Genomic DNA, 14,639 nt, shown 5'->3' on the forward strand with positions numbered 1-14,639 from the left:
AGGATAGAAACATGATGAAGAAACTTCTTCTCGCCGCGGTCGCCATGTCGGGCCTGTCGGCCTGCCAGACGGCGGTCTACGAAGGTCGCCAGGACGCGGCCAGCCTCAATGCCGTCAACGTTCCGGTGGTCGCCCAGACCAACTATGCGTTCGACGTCTCGGCGCCGGGCGGCACCCTGCCCGCCTCCGAACAGCAGCGTCTCGCCGCCTGGTTCACCAGCCTTGGCCTGCAATATGGCGATGTCGTCTACGTCGATGGTGCCAATGCCGCCAGCGCGCGTGCCGATGTCGCCCAGCTCGCCGGCCGCTACGGCCTGCTGCTCGCCGACGGCGCGCCGGTAACGCAGGGCGCGGTTCCCGCTGGCGCGGTGCGTGTCGTCGTCGGCCGCGCCACCGCTTCGGTGCCCGGCTGCCCCAACTGGTCGCGTCGTGACCAGCCGAACTTCCAGAACGTCTCGGCCCCCAATTTCGGGTGCGGCGTGAACGGAGCGCTGGCTGCCATGGTCGCCAACCCCAACGACCTTGTCTACGGCCGCGAAGGCTCGGGTGTCGCCGACAGCCGCACCGCCGCGCGCGCCATCCAAACCTATCGTGACGCCGAGCCCACGGGCCGCGGCGGTCTCGAAGAAGTCACCACTCAGGGGAACTAAGATGAACGCGCCTTTCCAAGCCCGCGCCGGTCTGCGCGAACCCTTCACCGCCTTCGTCTGCGACGAGGAAACGGCCGACATGCTGCGCCCCGTCGCGGTCGAGCACGGCTGGAGCCCCGAAAAGGTCAACAAGGGTGGCCTTCGCAACGCGGTCCAGTCGCTCTCGGTCTCGGCCAGCCCTAACGTGCTGTTCGTCGACCTGTCGGAAAGCGCCGACCCGCTGACCGACATCAACGGCCTCGCCGAGGTCTGCGAGCCCGGCACGATCGTGATCGCCGCCGGCCAGGTCAATGACGTGCGCCTCTATCGCGACCTCGTCGCGAGCGGCATCCACGACTATCTCTTGAAGCCCTTCACCGTCGACCAGCTGCGCGAGACCTTCGCGCAGGCGCAGGCCATCCTGTCGGGTCCGCGCGGCGAAGCGCAGGTCGAAAAGCCCCATGTGATGACCTCCGTCATCGGCGTGCGCGGCGGCGTCGGCGCCTCGACCATTGCCACCAGCCTTGCCTGGATGCTCGGCGAGAAGGCCAACCGTTCGACGGCGCTGCTCGATCTCGACATCCACTTCGGCACCGGTGCGCTGGCACTGGATCTCGAGCCGGGCCGCGGCCTGACCGACGCGATCGAGAACCCTAGCCGTATCGACGGTCTGTTCATCGAACGCGCCATGGTCCGCGCCAACGATCGCCTCTCGGTCCTCTCGGCCGAAGCGCCGATCAGCCAGCCGCTGATCAGCGACGGCACCGCCTTCTTCCAGCTCCAGGAAGAGATGAAGAATGCGTTCGAATCGACCGTGATCGACACGCCGCGTCACATGCTGATCCAATATCCGCACATGGTGCATGACGCCCATGTCGCGGTGGTGGTCAGCGAACTGACGCTGGCGGCGACCCGCGACACCATCCGCCTGCTCGCCTGGCTCAAGTCCAACGCGCCGCAGACCAAGGTGATCGTCGCCGCCAACGCCGTGCCCACGGGCGGGGCGCTGGAAATCAGCCGCAAGGATTTCGAACAGTCGATCGAACGCGAAGTCGACATCGTCTTCCCCGCCGATGCCAAGGCCGCCGCGCAGGCCGCCAAGCTCGGAAAGCCGCTCGCCGAAATCGCCACGGGCAAGCTGGCCCAGCCCTTCGCCAAGCTCTCGAACATGGTGCTCAGCACCTCGAGCGAGGATGGCGCCGAGACCATCTCGGCGGCTGCGGCCACCAAGTCCTCGCTGATGGACGGGCTCAAGGGCATGCTCAACAAGCCCAAGAGCGAAGCGGCGTAACGCGAATAGGGGATCGGGTGGGCGCCCCCCATGGCGCCCACCCCTTCCCGACCAGATAAGTTTTAGGGGGTCACGCCCATGCTGTATGTCATGATTGCCGGACTGTTCGGGACCATCGTCCTGGCGCTGTTCGCCTTCCAGGGGCCGAGCCCCCAGAAGACCGCCAAGCGGCGCATGGAAATGCTGCGCGAACGGCATGCGGCGGGCGGTGCGCTCAAGGCCAATGCCCAGATGCAGATCCGCAAGCTCATGGAGGATCGCAAGCGTGGCGGCGTCAATGGCGCCTTCTCCTCGCTCGTGCCCCGTCCCGAGCTGATGCGCGCCCGCCTCAAGCGCACCGGCAAGCAGATCGACCTCGGCAAATATGCCATGATCAACGCGGCGATCCTCATCGTCGTCACCGGGGTGCTCGCGCTCCAGGGCGCGCCCTTCCTGCTCGCCCTGATGCTCGGGATCCTGTTCGGCATCGGCCTGCCGCACTTCGTCATCGGCTTCCTCATCAAGAAGCGCATCGCCCAGTTCAACGTGAACTTCCCCGATGCCATCGAACTGATGGTCCGCGGCCTGCGTTCGGGCCTGCCGATCACCGAGACGCTCGGCGTCGTCGCCAGCGAAATCCGTGGTCCCATCGCCGATGAATTCAAGCTGGTCAGCGACCGCATGAAGGTCGGCACCACCATGGAAGCCGCGTTGCAGGAGGTCGCCGACCGCCTCGAGACGCCCGAATTCCAATTCTTCGTCATCACCCTGTCGATCCAGCGCGAAACGGGCGGCAACCTCGCCGAGACGCTCTCGAACCTTGCCGACGTGCTGCGCAAGCGCTCGCAGATGAAGCTGAAGATCAAGGCGATGAGCTCCGAATCCAAGGCCTCGGCCTATATCGTCGGCTCGCTGCCCTTCATCGTCTTCGCGCTCATCATGATGGTCAACCAGCCCTACATGATGAACTTCTTCGAGGACGAGCGACTGATGATCGCCGGCATGGGCGGCCTCATGTGGATGTCGATCGGCGTCCTCGTCATGGCCAAGATGGTCAACTTCGAGATCTAGGCACCCGAGGAAAAGAGAAGACACATGGAAACCACCGGTCCCACCCTCCTCGGAGTCGACGTCGTCTGGGTCGCCACCCTGCTCTCGGCAGTCGCGGTCTTCGCGGTGCTCGTCGCGGTCTATGCCGCCACCACCGTCAAGGATCCGATGGCCAAGCGCGTCAAGGCGCTCAACGAACGCCGCGAACAGCTGAAAGCGGGCATCGTCGCCTCGACCAACAAGCGCAAGAGCCTCACCAACAAGAACCAGGCCGCCGACAAGGTGCGCGGGCTGCTCGCCTCGGCGCAGATGCTCCAGGGCGAACAGGTCGAAAAGGCGCAAAAGCGTCTCGGCCAGGCCGGCATCCGCTCCAAGGAACTGGCCTACTTCATCATCTTCGCGCGCTTCGTGCTGCCGGTGGTCATTGGCATCACCGCCGTCGTCCTCATCTATGTGGTCGACATCAAGCCCGACTGGTCGGCGATGAAGAAATATCTGGCCGTCGCGGGCTCGGTCGGCCTCGCCTACAAGGCGCCCGACATGTGGCTCGACAACAAGGTCGACAAGCGCTCGAAGGCGATCCAGAAGGGCCTGCCCGACGCGCTCGATCTCCTCGTCATCTGTGCCGAGGCCGGTCTCACCGTCGACGCCGCCTTCAGCCGCGTCGCCAAGGAATTGGGCAAGGCCTATCCTGAACTGGGCGATGAATTCGGCCTCACCGCGATCGAGCTGGGCTTCCTCAACGAACGCCGCCAGGCCTTCGAGAACCTCGCCAATCGCGTCGACCTCGAAGCCGTGCGCGGCGTCGTGACGACCATGATCCAGACCGAGAAATACGGCACCCCGCTGGCCTCGGCCCTGCGCGTCCTGTCGGCCGAATTCCGCAACGAGCGCATGATGCGCGCCGAGGAAAAGGCCGCGCGCCTGCCGGCGATCATGACCGTGCCGCTCATTCTTTTCATTCTGCCGTGCCTGTTCGTGGTCATTCTCGGACCCGCGGCCTGCTCGATCTCGGACAGCTTCATCAACAGCTAGCCCGGGGCCACCGAGCCAACCGTCTTCCCTGGTGGGGGGAAGGGACTGCCGTCTCGCACTTCACGTGCGGGGCGGCAGTTTCCATTCTACCGCCCCATACTGCCTACTCCTCATTCCATCCCCGTTACGGAACCCGACGAGCGGTTCCGAAGTTGGCCGGAAAAGGGGATTTGAACATGATGAATTTCACCGCCGACCAATGGATCATCATCGGCCTCGTCTTCCTGATGGGCCTTATCATCGGTGCCTTCCTGCTCGCCGGTGGCGGGCGCAAGTGGAAGGAACGCTATCGCGCCGAAAAGGAGCATCGCGAGCGCGTCGAAGCCGACTATGCTGCCGCCGAGAAGGAATGGCGCGAGAAGGACAGTCTGCGCGCCGCCGCACTGCGCGACGGCGACCGCCGCCCTGCCGCCCGCGACACGGATGGCGACGGCGTGCCCAACCGCGCCGACGACCGCCCCCTCGACCCGGGCAAGGCGTAAGGCCGTCGCTCCGGCGGAGGCTGGAGAATAGTTGAACAAGGCCGTCGCCCCAGCGGAGGCTGGGGCCCATGCCATCGCCGCGCCGCAAAGGTGGGGGATCGGACACGCCGTCCCCCTTTCGTCATTGCGAGCATCGCGAAGCAATCCGGCCGCATCGCCCATGGATTGCCGCGTCGCTTGCGCTCCTCGCAATGACGAGGAAGGTCTCCGCCTAGACGCTCTGGCCCCCGGCTGTCCTCTGATCCACGGCTGTCTGCGCAGCCGCTTCGCAGTCGCACCGTCCCCCGGACGGTGCTTTGTGCTCAGCCCTCGATCTTCGAGAAATCCGCGATGCTGTCCGCCAGGCTGCGGAAGCGCGCCAGCATTCCCAGTCGCCGCGAGCGTTCCTCGGCCACGTCCGAATTGACCACCACGCCCTCGAAGAAGGCATCGATCGGCCCGCGCAAGCTCGCCAATGCCTCCATCGCCCTCGTGAAATCTTCGTCCTCGAGCGACTGTTGCACCATCGGCCCGGCGGTCACCAAGGCATCGGCCAGCGCCTTCTCCTCGCCCTGCAGGCTGTCATGGTCCCACTGCGCGACCGCCGCATCGAACGCCTGGCTCTCGCCGACCAGCGCCAGCGGGTCTTCCTCGCCCGTCTGTTCGAGCGTGCCGGGAATCGCGCCCGAGCCTTCGATGCCTTCTTTCTTGAGGATGTTCGACGCGCGCTTGGTGGCCGCCAGCAGGTTCGTTCCCGCCTCGGTCTCGACAAAGCCCTGCAACGCCTTCACGCGCGCCAGCAGGCGGACGAGATCATCCTCGCCGCCCAATGCGAACACCGCGTCGATGAGGTCATGCCGCACGCCGGCCTCGCGCTGCTGCACCTTCAGGCGATCGGCGAAGAAGGACGCCATGTCGTCGTTGAAACTGTTCAGGTCATGCCCAGCATGACGCAGCCACATGGTGGACTTTTCCATCAGATCGCGAAGGTCGAAGCGAAGCCCGTTCGTCGTCATCAGAAGCAGCGCGCCAAGTGCCGAGCGCCGCAACGCAAACGGATCCTTCGACCCCGAGGGCGGCATTCCCGCGCCAAAGAAAGCTCCAAGGCTATCTAATTTATCCGCCAGGCTCACCGCCACCGTCACCGACGCGGTCGGCACCTCGTCGCCCTGCCCTACCGGCTTGTAATGATCGCGCACCGCATCTGCGACCGCGTCATCCTCGCCCTGCGCGCGCGCTAGATAGCCGCCGATCACGCCCTGCAATTCGGGAAATTCGCCGACCATGCCGGTGACGAGATCGTTTTTCGCCAGCCGCGCCGCGCGCTCGGCCTGATCGGGATCGGCAGCGACGATTTTCTCCTCGGCCAGCCAGCGCGCCAGCTTGGCGACCCGGTCGACCTTGTCCGCCACCGTGCCGAGCTTTTCGTGAAACACGATCTCGCCCAGCTTTCCGCCAAGGCTCTCGAGCGACACCTTGAGATCATTCTCCCAGAAGAAGCGCGCGTCCGACAGGCGAGCGGCGAGCACGCGCTGATTGCCGTTGACCACGGCCTCCGGGTCCGAGCTCTCGATATTGGCCGTGCAGATGAATGCCGGCGCCAGCTTGCCCGCATCGTCGCGCATCACGAAGTATTTTTGGTCGGTGCGCGCGGTCAGCTGGATCACTTCTTCGGGTACATCGAGAAAGTCGGGATCGAACTGCCCGAGCAGCGGCACCGGCCATTCGGTCAGCCCCGCATTCTCGATCACCAGCCCCTCGTCCTCGATCAGCGCATAGCCCGCATCCTCGGCGGCCGTCGTGGCGCCGTCGCGAACGATGGTCTCGCGCTCTTCATGATCGACCAGCACATGCGCCATGCGCAGCTTTTCGACATAGTCGTGCGCGCCGCCGAAGGTGATTTCGCCCGGATGGTGAAAGCGGTGGCCGAGCGAGGCGGCGCCGCAGGAGACACCCTCGACCTCGACCGGCACGATCTCCTCGCCGAGCATCGCGACGATACGGTGCAGCGGACGGACCCAGCGCAGCGAACCGCTGTCCGCCGAAGCCGCCCCCCAGCGCATCGACTTGGGCCAGGGAAAATCGCGCACGATATTGGCGATCGCCGGCCCGAGGATCTCGGCGGTCGGGCGACCGGGCTTGTCGATGACCGCAAAATAGGTGTCGCGCCCTTTAAGGTCGCGCACTTCGAGCTGATCCTTGGTGAGCCCCACCTTGCGCAGGAACCCCTCGACCGCCTGGTCGGGCGCTGCCGTCGGCGGCCCCTTGGTCTCCTCGCGCACCGCCTCGGTCTGGCTCGGCAGCCCGCTCGCGATCAGCGCGAGGCGACGCGGCGTCGAATAGGTGCGGATACTGTCCGCCTTGAGACCGGCCTCGGCGAGCTGCGCCACGAACAGCGCCTCTAAATCCTTGCGGGCCTTCGCCTGCATCCGCGCCGGAATCTCTTCCGAAAAGAGTTCGAGAAGGAAGTCGCTCATTCGCCCGCCTCCTTCAGCTCATGCTCGAGCCAGGCGGCACAGGCCCCCTTCGCCAGATCGCGCACCCGCCCGATATAGGCCTGCCGCTCGGCGACCGAGATGATGCCGCGCGCCTGCAGCGTGTTGAAGATGTGGCTCGCCTTGATCGCCTGCTCGTAAGCCGCCAGCGGCACATCGTTCGCCAGGCAGTTCTCCGCCTCGCCCGCCGCCTTTTTGAAGGCATCGAACAGCATCTCGGTGTCGGCCACCTCGAAATGATATTTGCTCATCTGCTTCTCATTTTCGAGAAACACGTCGCGATAGGTCACGCCGTCATTGTTGAAGGCGAGGTCGAAGACATTGTCGACGCCCTGAATATACATCGCGAGCCGCTCGAGCCCGTAGGTGAGCTCGCCTGCCACCGGCTTGCAGTCGAAGCCGCCGACCTGCTGGAAATAGGTGAACTGGGTCACTTCCATCCCGTCGCACCACACTTCCCAGCCAAGGCCCCAGGCACCTAGCGTCGGGCTTTCCCAGTCATCCTCGACGAAGCGGATGTCATGCTTCAAGGGATCAACCCCGATCTCGGCGAGACTGCCCAGATACAGCTCCTGCAAATTCTCCGGGCTCGGCTTCAGCATCACCTGATACTGATAATAATGGCCCAGCCGGTTGGGGTTCTCGCCATAGCGCCCGTCGGTCGGGCGGCGGCACGGCTGCACATAAGCGGCCTTCCACGGCTTGGGCCCAAGCGCGCGCAGCGTGGTCGCCGGATGGAAGGTCCCGGCCCCCATTTCCATGTCATAGGGCTGGAGGATGGCACAGCCCTGCGCGCTCCAATAAGCGTGCAGGCGCAGGATCAAATCTTGGAAGCTCAGCATGATGGCAGAGGCTTTGGCGGGTGGCGCGTCCCTCGTCAAGAAGCCCGCGCTTTCTCTCACAAAAGTAGGGTTAACGCGACACTTTGTCAGGATATGTTGACATTGTCAGCGAATCGCGACATGATGTCACCATAACCTGACAAAAGGGAATGAAGACATGACTGAGGACGCCAAAAAGAATGGGATCGAGATCGACCTGTCCGATCGCCCCGTGCGCAAGCTCGCCGTCACGCTGCTTGCCTTCGCCACCCTGTTCGGCGCGGGCTATGCGCTGGGCGCGCTGCTCGCCCGCATCTTCTGATCAAGGGGCGCGGACGATGAAACTGACCCTCACCATGAACCGCGACGAGATGATCGCCCTGCTGATCGCGATCGGCACCATCGTCGCCATACTGACCCGCTAGGATGCTTGCAGCCATGAACGACGACATGGGGTTTGCCGCCGAAATACTATTCTACGCCGCCATCGGCCTGTCGGTCGGCTTCATGCTTCTCACCAGCCTGGTGGCGCTGGTCTGGGTGACCGGCTGATGTCCTCGGCTGGCCAGCGCGCGCAGAAGACCTTGTGGGTCGCGCATATCGGGGGCGCGGGAATGCTCGCCCTCATCGCCGCCCAACTGTTCGGGGCGCCCGAATTCGTTCGCGGCTTCTTCACCGGCCTGATGCTCGTCATCGTCCTCGTGCTGCTGATCCGCCGCCGCGACGACGAATATCTCGCCCGGCTGTGGAATGCGGGTGCCGCGACCGCCTTTACCGTGACCGTGGTGCTGACCTTCTATGTCGGACCGATCCGCGGCTTCATCGACGGTCTCAGGGGCGTATACGACCCGACGCCCCCCCTGTCGGCCGATGCGGTAGGGCTGACGGCGCTCTTCGCCTTCTTCCTCGCCTTCCATCTCGAATTGCTGAGGGATCGCCCATGAAGAACGAGCTTCGTGTCCTTCGCGCCATTCATGGCTGGAGCCAGGCCGAGCTGGCGGGGCGGCTCGACGTCTCGCGCCAGGCGGTGAACGCCATCGAAACCGGCAAGCACGACCCCTCGCTGCCGCTCGCTTTCAAGATTGCCCGGCTGTTCGACAAGCCGATCGAGGAGATTTTCGATGACCAGGCCTAAGCGTGAACTGGGTGAAGGCGAGCGCCGCGAACGCGCCAAGCGCCGTGCCTTCTGGGGCTATAATGTCGCCGCCGGCATCGTCATGTTCATCGGCGCTGCCGCCTTCACCTTCGCCTTTCGCGACGAGGCGCTCGACCCCACCGTGCGCACCGCACTGCTGGTGGGGTCCAACATTTTCATCTGCGTTGCTCTCCTCGCCATCGGAATCGCCTTCTGGCGAGGCGTCGACGAGTTGGAGCGAGCCGATAATCTGTGGGCCGCCGGCGCCGCCTTCTTCGGGCTGATGTTCGCCTCGCTCATCTTCATGTCGCTCGCAGGCGCCGACCTGATCGAGGCCACCTTGCCGAATTTCTACGATGCCCAGGCCATCGGCGCGGCCATCGGCGCCACCCTTGCCTATTTCGGGCGCAAGATCGCCCGCCGTTTCTGAGGAGCCAAGAGATGACCGACCCCCTCCCCACCCCCGGCGAACAGCGCGAAGCACGGCGTTCACGGCTGCAAATGATCATCATCATCGCCGCCGTCCTTCTCGGCGGGGCGATCGGCGGGAGCCTCGCGGTCTCGACCCCGGGCGACGGCTCCTTCCTCGAGGCCGCCAGCTGGCCGCCGCTCCTCTCGATCGCGCTCGCCGTCGTCGCGCTGATCGTCGTGCCGCTGCTCATGCTGTCGGCCACGCGGACCGCCGATGAACTGGAATATGCCCATCAGGCGTGGGGCATGCAGGCGGGCGGCTTTGCCCTCCTGTGCGGCTACCCCGCCTGGTTCGCGCTGTGGAAAGGCGGCTTCGTGCCCGAACCGGCGCATGGCGCCATCTACGCGGGCTACTTCGTGCTGACCATCATCGCCTACCTTTACCACCGTTTTCGCTGATCACGACCAACCGACCAACAAGGGACATTCGACCATGAAAAAGACCATGAAGACCATCGCCGCCCTCCCCCTCCTCGCGATCGGCCTTGCCGCCGCCGCGCCGGCCGCCGCCGAAACCGAGGCCACGCCCGCCATGTGGCTGGTCGAGGACGAGGACACGCAGGTCTATATCCTCGGCACCGTCCACGTCATGGCCGCCGACGTGAACTGGCAGGGCGGCAAGGTCGCCGAAGTCATCGAAAGCGCCGACGAACTCGTTCTCGAAGCCGACCTCGACCAGGCCAAGTTGATGGCCGCAATGCAGCAGGGCCAGGCACTCGGCATGAGCCAGGGCCTCGCCCCGCTCGCCGAGCGCGTCGATGCCGAGGATCATGCCGAGATCGTCCGCCTCGCCGGCACCCTCGGCGTCCCCGCCCCGGCGCTCGATGCGATGGAAGACTGGTTCATCGTCACCATGTTCGGACCGCTGCGCATGATGGAAGCGGGCTTCTCGCCGACCGACGGCGTGGACATCAAGCTCTACGAAGCCTTCACCAGCGCGGGTAAGCCCGTCGCCGAGCTAGAGGGTCTTGAACAGCAGATGGTCTGGTTCGACGGCCTCAGCGCCGGTGCCCAGAGCGCGCTGCTCGAACAGACCTTCGATGCCAGCGCGCTCGAGCAGCTGCCGCTCGCCGTCGCCGAATGGGCCGAGGGCGATACCGACGGGCTCTACAACGTCATGGGCTTGGCCGACATGGGCCCTGATCTCACCGACATGCTGCTTGCCAACCGCAACCCGCACTGGGCCGACTATGTCCAGACCCGTCTCGACACGCCGGGCACCGTCCTTCTTGCCGGCGGCGCCGGCCATTTCGCGGGCGAGCATAGCGTCCTCAAGATGCTGGAAGCGCGCGGCCTCACCGTCACCCGCGTTCAGTAATTGCGTTCAAGACAAGGGAATAAACGCATGACCTTCGCCAACCGTCTCAAGACCGTCCTCGCCACCTGCGCCGCCGCGACCGCGCTCGCCGCCGCGCCCGCACAGGCCGAAAAGCTCGACGCCGATCCCGCGCTGTGGGTCGTCGCCGACGAGGACACCACCATCTATCTGTTCGGCACCTTCCACTTCCTCGACAATGACACCGACTGGTTCAACGGCCCGGTTCGCACCGCTTATGAGGCGTCGGACGAGCTCGTCATCGAATCGCTCCCGCCGAGCAATCCGGCCGCGCTCCAGCCGGTGCTGATGGAGCATCTCACGCTCCCCGCCGGCACGACGCTCGACACCGTGGTCGAAGCCGACGCCTATGCCACCTTCCTCGAGAAGATCGCGCCCATCGGCATCCCCGCGCAGGCGCTCGGGCAGTTCGAGCCGACCTTCGCGGTCTTCACCGCGATGCAGGCGATCATGCCGACCTGGGGCCTCGCCAGCGAAAATGGCGCCGACAATGTCCTCAAGGCCTCGGCCGAGACCGACGGCAAGCCCGTCAGCGGGCTCGAGACGACCGAGGAAGTGCTGGCCCAGCTCGGCAAGCCCAGCCTCGCCGAACAGTCGCTCGGCTTCAACGAGGCGATGGCCGAGTTCGATAACATTCCCAATCTTCTGACCGAGATGAAGGGCGCCTGGGCCAGCGGTGACACCGCGACCTTCGACACGCTCTTCCTCGAGATGAACGACAACAGCCCCGAAAGCTACGAGGCGATCATCGTCGAGCGCAACGCGGCCTGGACCGAAAAGCTCGCTGCCCGCCTCGACCAGCCGGGCACCGTGTTCGTCGCGGTCGGCGCGGGTCACCTCATCGGCGACGATGGCGTCCAGGCCATGCTCGCCAAGAAGGGCATCACCGCCGAGCGCCTGCAATAGCGCTCGCTTGCCAAGGAACCGGCGCGCCCGCCCCCTCGCGGGCGCGCCGACCCACCGTTCACCAATCTTCCATGGAGACTTCCACGATGATCCGCTTCGCTCTTGCCATCGCCTTGTCGACCAGCGCCCTCACCCCGACCCTTGCCGCCGCGCAGGATCGCCCCGTCATCACCCAGGCCAGCGAATTGCCGCAGGAAGTCGTCACCCTTGGCGACAAGCCCAGCGTCCTTCTCGAACATGGCGGCCCCGCCTACGAGGCGCTGTTCGCCCCCATCGATGATTATGCCCGCACCACGCTCGATGGCTATCGCATCGACGATGCCGCCACCCGCCGCCAGCTCGTTGGCCTGCGCATCGCGGTCGCCATGGCCGAAGGTCGCTGGGACGATGCGGTGGCCTTCGCCGAGGAAAGCCGCGCCAGCGAAGACAAGCCCGCCGCGCGCGAGACCGCCTATCTTCTCACCCTTGCCTATGCCGATGCCGCGCGCGCCGTGGATCCCGCCGCCCCCGGTTTCGCCGACACCTTCGAGACCGCCTTCGCCGCGCGCGTCGCCGACCTCGACTGGACGCTCGCGCAGGATTGGGCGCAGAGCCTCAACAGCAATTATCAGATCCTCTCTCCCGACCTCATCATCGGCCAGGTTGGCGGCTCGCTCGACCCGCTGGCCGAAGCCCAGGGTGGCACCGTCCCGCTCGGCGTCGCCAGCACGATCGTCTCGGCACGTGGCACGCTCGAGCGCAACATGCCGATCAAGGACCGCGTCGTCGCCGTCCTGTCGGCGCGCCTTGCCGCCGAGGCCGTCGAAAAGGTCGACAATTGGACGCCCCGGCTCGTCGAATTGAGCCGCGACGATGCACTCTCGCCGGTCCGCGTCGGCATTTGGGACAGCGGTGTCGATCCTGCCGTTCTCGGGCCCAACATGTGGACCAATCCGGCCGAGACCCGCAACGGCGTGGACGATGACGGCAATGGCTTCATCGACGACATTCACGGCATCGCCTTCGACCCCGAATGGCTGCCCACCACCGCGATCCTGCGCCCCATGCCCGAGGAAGACCTCGCCGACATGGAGACCAATCTCGCGCTGGTGAAGGGCTCGCTCGACAGCGGCGCGGGCGTCGACAGCGAGGAAGCGCGCCTCTACCGCGAAACCCTCGCCGGCCTTGGCCGCGACGACGCCATTCCCTTCGCGCTCAAGAGCGCCCGCCTCGGCCTTTATCTCCACGGCACCGCGACCGGCTACACCTCGCTCGTCGGCAATCCGACTGCGCAGGCGATCGGTTCGCGCTTCGACTTCAAGATCGACATCATGCCCGATCCGATGGACGCCGAGTTCGCCGAGGCCATGGCGCAGCATATCGAGCGCACCATCGACTATTACCGCGCGCATGACGTGCGCGTCGTCAACATGAGCTGGCGCATCACCGAACCGCAGGTGACGGGGTCGCTCACCCTCGCCGTTCCCGACGCCGACGAACGCACCGCGCAGGCCAAGGCCAATTTCGATCTCCTGTCCGCGCGCATGGAGGCTGCGATGGCGGCTGCCCCCGAGATCCTCTTCGTCGCGGGTGCGGGCAATGAGGATGAGGACGTGGATTTCGTCCGCTCCTTCCCGGCCGGCATCAACCTGCCCAACCTCATCACCGTCGGCGCGGTCGATGTCGCGCTCCAGCCCGCCAGCTTCACCAGCTACGGCAGCTCGATCGACCTTTATGCCAATGGCTTTGAAGTGCCGTCCAAGGCGCCGGGCGGGCTCGACATCAACATCTCGGGCACCTCGCTCGCCGCGCCGCAGGTCACCAACCTCGCCGCCAAGCTGCTCGCGATCGATCCTTCGCTCTCGACTGCCGAGCTGCGCGCGCTGATCGAGGATCATGCGACGATGGAGGGCGAGCTTGCCGTCATCCATCCCGCCGCCAGCATCGCCGCGCTGCGCGCCCGCTAAGCACGCCGCTCGCGCACCCGATCAGGGCCGGCTCGCGCCTCTTGCGAGCCGGCCCTTTTCTTTCGCCGTTGCCATTCGCGCCACCGCTCCCGATAAGGGAGGCCGACAATCATCAGGGAGGGCAGGCATGGCGAAGACGATCTGGATGGGGCTCGGACTGGCCTTCCTCGCAGGCTGCGCCCCGGTCGACCGCGGGCTCGACGATTACGACCGCGCCGCCGCCATCTCGATCGACGAACCGCGCAGCGCCGCCGAGCGCGCAGGCGTGGTCGATCCCGCCATCTGGCTGGTGCGCGATGAGGACACCAGCATTTACATCCTCGGCACCTTCCATCTGCTGCCCGAAGAATATGAGTGGCGTACCGACACCATCAACGCCGCCATTGTCGACAGCGACACGCTCGTCCTCGAGACGATCATCGACCAGGACAACCCGACCGAGCTCGGCCTCCTCATGGCGCGCATGGGCATGGCGCAGGGCCTGCCGCCCATCGAGCAGCGCGTCGCGCCCGCCAAACGCGCGCTGCTGATGCAGAAGATCGCCAAGTCGGGGCAGCCGGTCGCCGCCTTCAACCTGATGGAGAATTGGGTCGCGGGCCTCACCCTCTTCGCCCAGACCGCCGCCGAACTGGGCCTCACCGCCGAGGCCGGGGTGGAAAGCGACCTGCGCGCCGCCTTCACCGCTGCAGGCAAGCCGCTCGACCAGCTCGAGACCAACGAGGAACAGCTTTCCTATTTCGACAATCTCTCACCCGAGACGCAGCGCGAATTTCTCGAGAGCACCATCGTTTCCGCCGAAGACACCAAGGCAGCCTTCGGCGCGATGCTCGAATCCTGGACGCAGGGCAATGTCGAAGGCATCGCCATGACCTTCAACGAAGGCATGCCGATCGGCAGCGAGATCCGCTCCGCCATCCTCACCCGGCGCAACCGCAACTGGGCCAATTGGATCGACGCGCGCATGGACCAGCCCGGCACCTTGATGGTCGCCGTCGGCGCGGGCCATCTCGCCGGCGACGACAGCCTCATCCTGATGCTCGAGGCCGCCGGGCATCGCGTCACCCGCCTCGACGACTGACCCCGT

At 65.6% G+C, this 14,639-nt stretch carries 16 protein-coding genes; 14 read left to right on the forward strand and 2 right to left on the reverse strand.

The window, feature by feature from the left end; all coding sequences use genetic code 11:
* The first annotated feature begins 11 nt into the window (after nucleotides 1–11).
* The 5 genes from NUW51_RS05095 to NUW51_RS05115 all read left to right on the forward strand — a co-directional run bounded on the left by NUW51_RS05095 (nucleotide 12) and on the right by NUW51_RS05115 (nucleotide 4,466).
* The gene (locus NUW51_RS05095; RefSeq protein ID WP_265563347.1) at nucleotides 12–650 is read left to right on the forward strand and encodes a CpaD family pilus assembly protein; all 639 of its coding nucleotides are present in this window, start codon (nucleotides 12–14) and stop codon (nucleotides 648–650) included.
* Between the two features lies 1 nt (nucleotide 651).
* The gene (locus NUW51_RS05100) at nucleotides 652–1,920 is read left to right on the forward strand and encodes a pilus assembly protein CpaE (protein ID WP_265563349.1); all 1,269 of its coding nucleotides are present in this window, start codon (nucleotides 652–654) and stop codon (nucleotides 1,918–1,920) included.
* Nucleotides 1,921–1,998: 78 nt separating this feature from the next.
* Entirely contained in the window at nucleotides 1,999–2,970 is a 972-nt protein-coding gene (locus tag NUW51_RS05105) for a type II secretion system F family protein (protein WP_265563351.1), read from the forward strand.
* Nucleotides 2,971–2,994: 24 nt separating this feature from the next.
* A complete protein-coding gene (locus NUW51_RS05110) occupies nucleotides 2,995–3,984 on the forward strand; it encodes a type II secretion system F family protein (protein WP_265563352.1) in 990 nt (329 codons plus the stop codon).
* A 176-nt stretch (nucleotides 3,985–4,160) separates the two neighbouring features.
* Nucleotides 4,161–4,466, forward strand: a complete 306-nt coding sequence (locus NUW51_RS05115) for a hypothetical protein (protein WP_265563354.1) — start codon at nucleotides 4,161–4,163, stop codon at nucleotides 4,464–4,466.
* Nucleotides 4,467–4,768: 302 nt separating this feature from the next.
* Here NUW51_RS05115 and glyS read toward each other — a convergent pair whose 3' ends face one another.
* Nucleotides 4,769–6,922, reverse strand: coding sequence for a glycine--tRNA ligase subunit beta (gene glyS / locus NUW51_RS05120; RefSeq protein ID WP_265563356.1), 2,154 nt, complete (start codon nucleotides 6,920–6,922; stop codon nucleotides 4,769–4,771).
* On the reverse strand, nucleotides 6,919–7,782 hold the full coding sequence (locus NUW51_RS05125) for a glycine--tRNA ligase subunit alpha (RefSeq protein ID WP_265563358.1): 864 nt from the start codon (nucleotides 7,780–7,782) through the stop codon (nucleotides 6,919–6,921). Before NUW51_RS05125 ends, glyS begins: the two co-directional genes overlap by 4 nt.
* Nucleotides 7,783–7,939: 157 nt before the next feature.
* Here NUW51_RS05125 and NUW51_RS05130 point away from each other — a divergent pair, with 157 nt between their 5' ends.
* The 9 genes from NUW51_RS05130 to NUW51_RS05170 all read left to right on the forward strand — a co-directional run bounded on the left by NUW51_RS05130 (nucleotide 7,940) and on the right by NUW51_RS05170 (nucleotide 14,633).
* Complete coding sequence (locus tag NUW51_RS05130; protein ID WP_265563360.1) at nucleotides 7,940–8,083, forward strand: hypothetical protein; 144 nt, start codon at nucleotides 7,940–7,942, stop codon at nucleotides 8,081–8,083.
* A 229-nt stretch (nucleotides 8,084–8,312) separates the two neighbouring features.
* Nucleotides 8,313–8,705: a hypothetical protein gene (locus tag NUW51_RS05135; protein WP_265563362.1), complete on the forward strand. Its 393-nt coding sequence runs from the start codon at nucleotides 8,313–8,315 to the stop codon at nucleotides 8,703–8,705.
* Nucleotides 8,702–8,896 (forward strand): helix-turn-helix transcriptional regulator, encoded by a 195-nt coding sequence (locus NUW51_RS05140; protein WP_265563364.1) that lies wholly within the window; start codon nucleotides 8,702–8,704, stop codon nucleotides 8,894–8,896. The genes NUW51_RS05135 and NUW51_RS05140 overlap by 4 nt, the downstream gene beginning before the upstream one ends.
* The gene (locus NUW51_RS05145) at nucleotides 8,883–9,326 is read left to right on the forward strand and encodes a hypothetical protein (protein WP_265563366.1); all 444 of its coding nucleotides are present in this window, start codon (nucleotides 8,883–8,885) and stop codon (nucleotides 9,324–9,326) included. The genes NUW51_RS05140 and NUW51_RS05145 overlap by 14 nt, the downstream gene beginning before the upstream one ends.
* An 11-nt stretch (nucleotides 9,327–9,337) precedes the next feature.
* On the forward strand, nucleotides 9,338–9,766 hold the full coding sequence (locus NUW51_RS05150) for a hypothetical protein (RefSeq protein WP_265563368.1): 429 nt from the start codon (nucleotides 9,338–9,340) through the stop codon (nucleotides 9,764–9,766).
* A gap of 34 nt (nucleotides 9,767–9,800) precedes the next feature.
* Nucleotides 9,801–10,685 (forward strand): TraB/GumN family protein, encoded by an 885-nt coding sequence (locus NUW51_RS05155; RefSeq protein WP_265563370.1) that lies wholly within the window; start codon nucleotides 9,801–9,803, stop codon nucleotides 10,683–10,685.
* Nucleotides 10,686–10,712: 27 nt separating this feature from the next.
* A complete protein-coding gene (locus NUW51_RS05160; protein WP_265563372.1) occupies nucleotides 10,713–11,609 on the forward strand; it encodes a TraB/GumN family protein in 897 nt (298 codons plus the stop codon).
* An 86-nt stretch (nucleotides 11,610–11,695) separates the two neighbouring features.
* Nucleotides 11,696–13,555 (forward strand): S8 family serine peptidase, encoded by a 1,860-nt coding sequence (locus NUW51_RS05165; RefSeq protein ID WP_265563374.1) that lies wholly within the window; start codon nucleotides 11,696–11,698, stop codon nucleotides 13,553–13,555.
* Nucleotides 13,556–13,682: 127 nt separating this feature from the next.
* On the forward strand, nucleotides 13,683–14,633 hold the full coding sequence (locus NUW51_RS05170; protein ID WP_265563375.1) for a TraB/GumN family protein: 951 nt from the start codon (nucleotides 13,683–13,685) through the stop codon (nucleotides 14,631–14,633).
* Nucleotides 14,634–14,639: the final 6 nt, after the last annotated feature.

Origin of the sequence: Sphingomicrobium arenosum, assembly GCF_026157085.1 — a bacterium.
Taxonomy (GTDB): Bacteria; Pseudomonadota; Alphaproteobacteria; order Sphingomonadales; family Sphingomonadaceae; genus Sphingomicrobium; species Sphingomicrobium arenosum.

Coding starts and splice junctions, on each gene's coding strand:
- NUW51_RS05095 (WP_265563347.1), top strand. CDS start 12: ATGATGAAGAAACTTCTTCTCGCCGCGGTCGCCATGTCGGGCCTGTCG.
- NUW51_RS05100 (WP_265563349.1), top strand. CDS start 652: ATGAACGCGCCTTTCCAAGCCCGCGCCGGTCTGCGCGAACCCTTCACC.
- NUW51_RS05105 (WP_265563351.1), top strand. CDS start 1,999: ATGCTGTATGTCATGATTGCCGGACTGTTCGGGACCATCGTCCTGGCG.
- NUW51_RS05110 (WP_265563352.1), top strand. CDS start 2,995: ATGGAAACCACCGGTCCCACCCTCCTCGGAGTCGACGTCGTCTGGGTC.
- NUW51_RS05115 (WP_265563354.1), top strand. CDS start 4,161: ATGATGAATTTCACCGCCGACCAATGGATCATCATCGGCCTCGTCTTC.
- glyS (WP_265563356.1), bottom strand. CDS start 6,922: ATGAGCGACTTCCTTCTCGAACTCTTTTCGGAAGAGATTCCGGCGCGG.
- NUW51_RS05125 (WP_265563358.1), bottom strand. CDS start 7,782: ATGCTGAGCTTCCAAGATTTGATCCTGCGCCTGCACGCTTATTGGAGC.
- NUW51_RS05130 (WP_265563360.1), top strand. CDS start 7,940: ATGACTGAGGACGCCAAAAAGAATGGGATCGAGATCGACCTGTCCGAT.
- NUW51_RS05135 (WP_265563362.1), top strand. CDS start 8,313: ATGTCCTCGGCTGGCCAGCGCGCGCAGAAGACCTTGTGGGTCGCGCAT.
- NUW51_RS05140 (WP_265563364.1), top strand. CDS start 8,702: ATGAAGAACGAGCTTCGTGTCCTTCGCGCCATTCATGGCTGGAGCCAG.
- NUW51_RS05145 (WP_265563366.1), top strand. CDS start 8,883: ATGACCAGGCCTAAGCGTGAACTGGGTGAAGGCGAGCGCCGCGAACGC.
- NUW51_RS05150 (WP_265563368.1), top strand. CDS start 9,338: ATGACCGACCCCCTCCCCACCCCCGGCGAACAGCGCGAAGCACGGCGT.
- NUW51_RS05155 (WP_265563370.1), top strand. CDS start 9,801: ATGAAAAAGACCATGAAGACCATCGCCGCCCTCCCCCTCCTCGCGATC.
- NUW51_RS05160 (WP_265563372.1), top strand. CDS start 10,713: ATGACCTTCGCCAACCGTCTCAAGACCGTCCTCGCCACCTGCGCCGCC.
- NUW51_RS05165 (WP_265563374.1), top strand. CDS start 11,696: ATGATCCGCTTCGCTCTTGCCATCGCCTTGTCGACCAGCGCCCTCACC.
- NUW51_RS05170 (WP_265563375.1), top strand. CDS start 13,683: ATGGCGAAGACGATCTGGATGGGGCTCGGACTGGCCTTCCTCGCAGGC.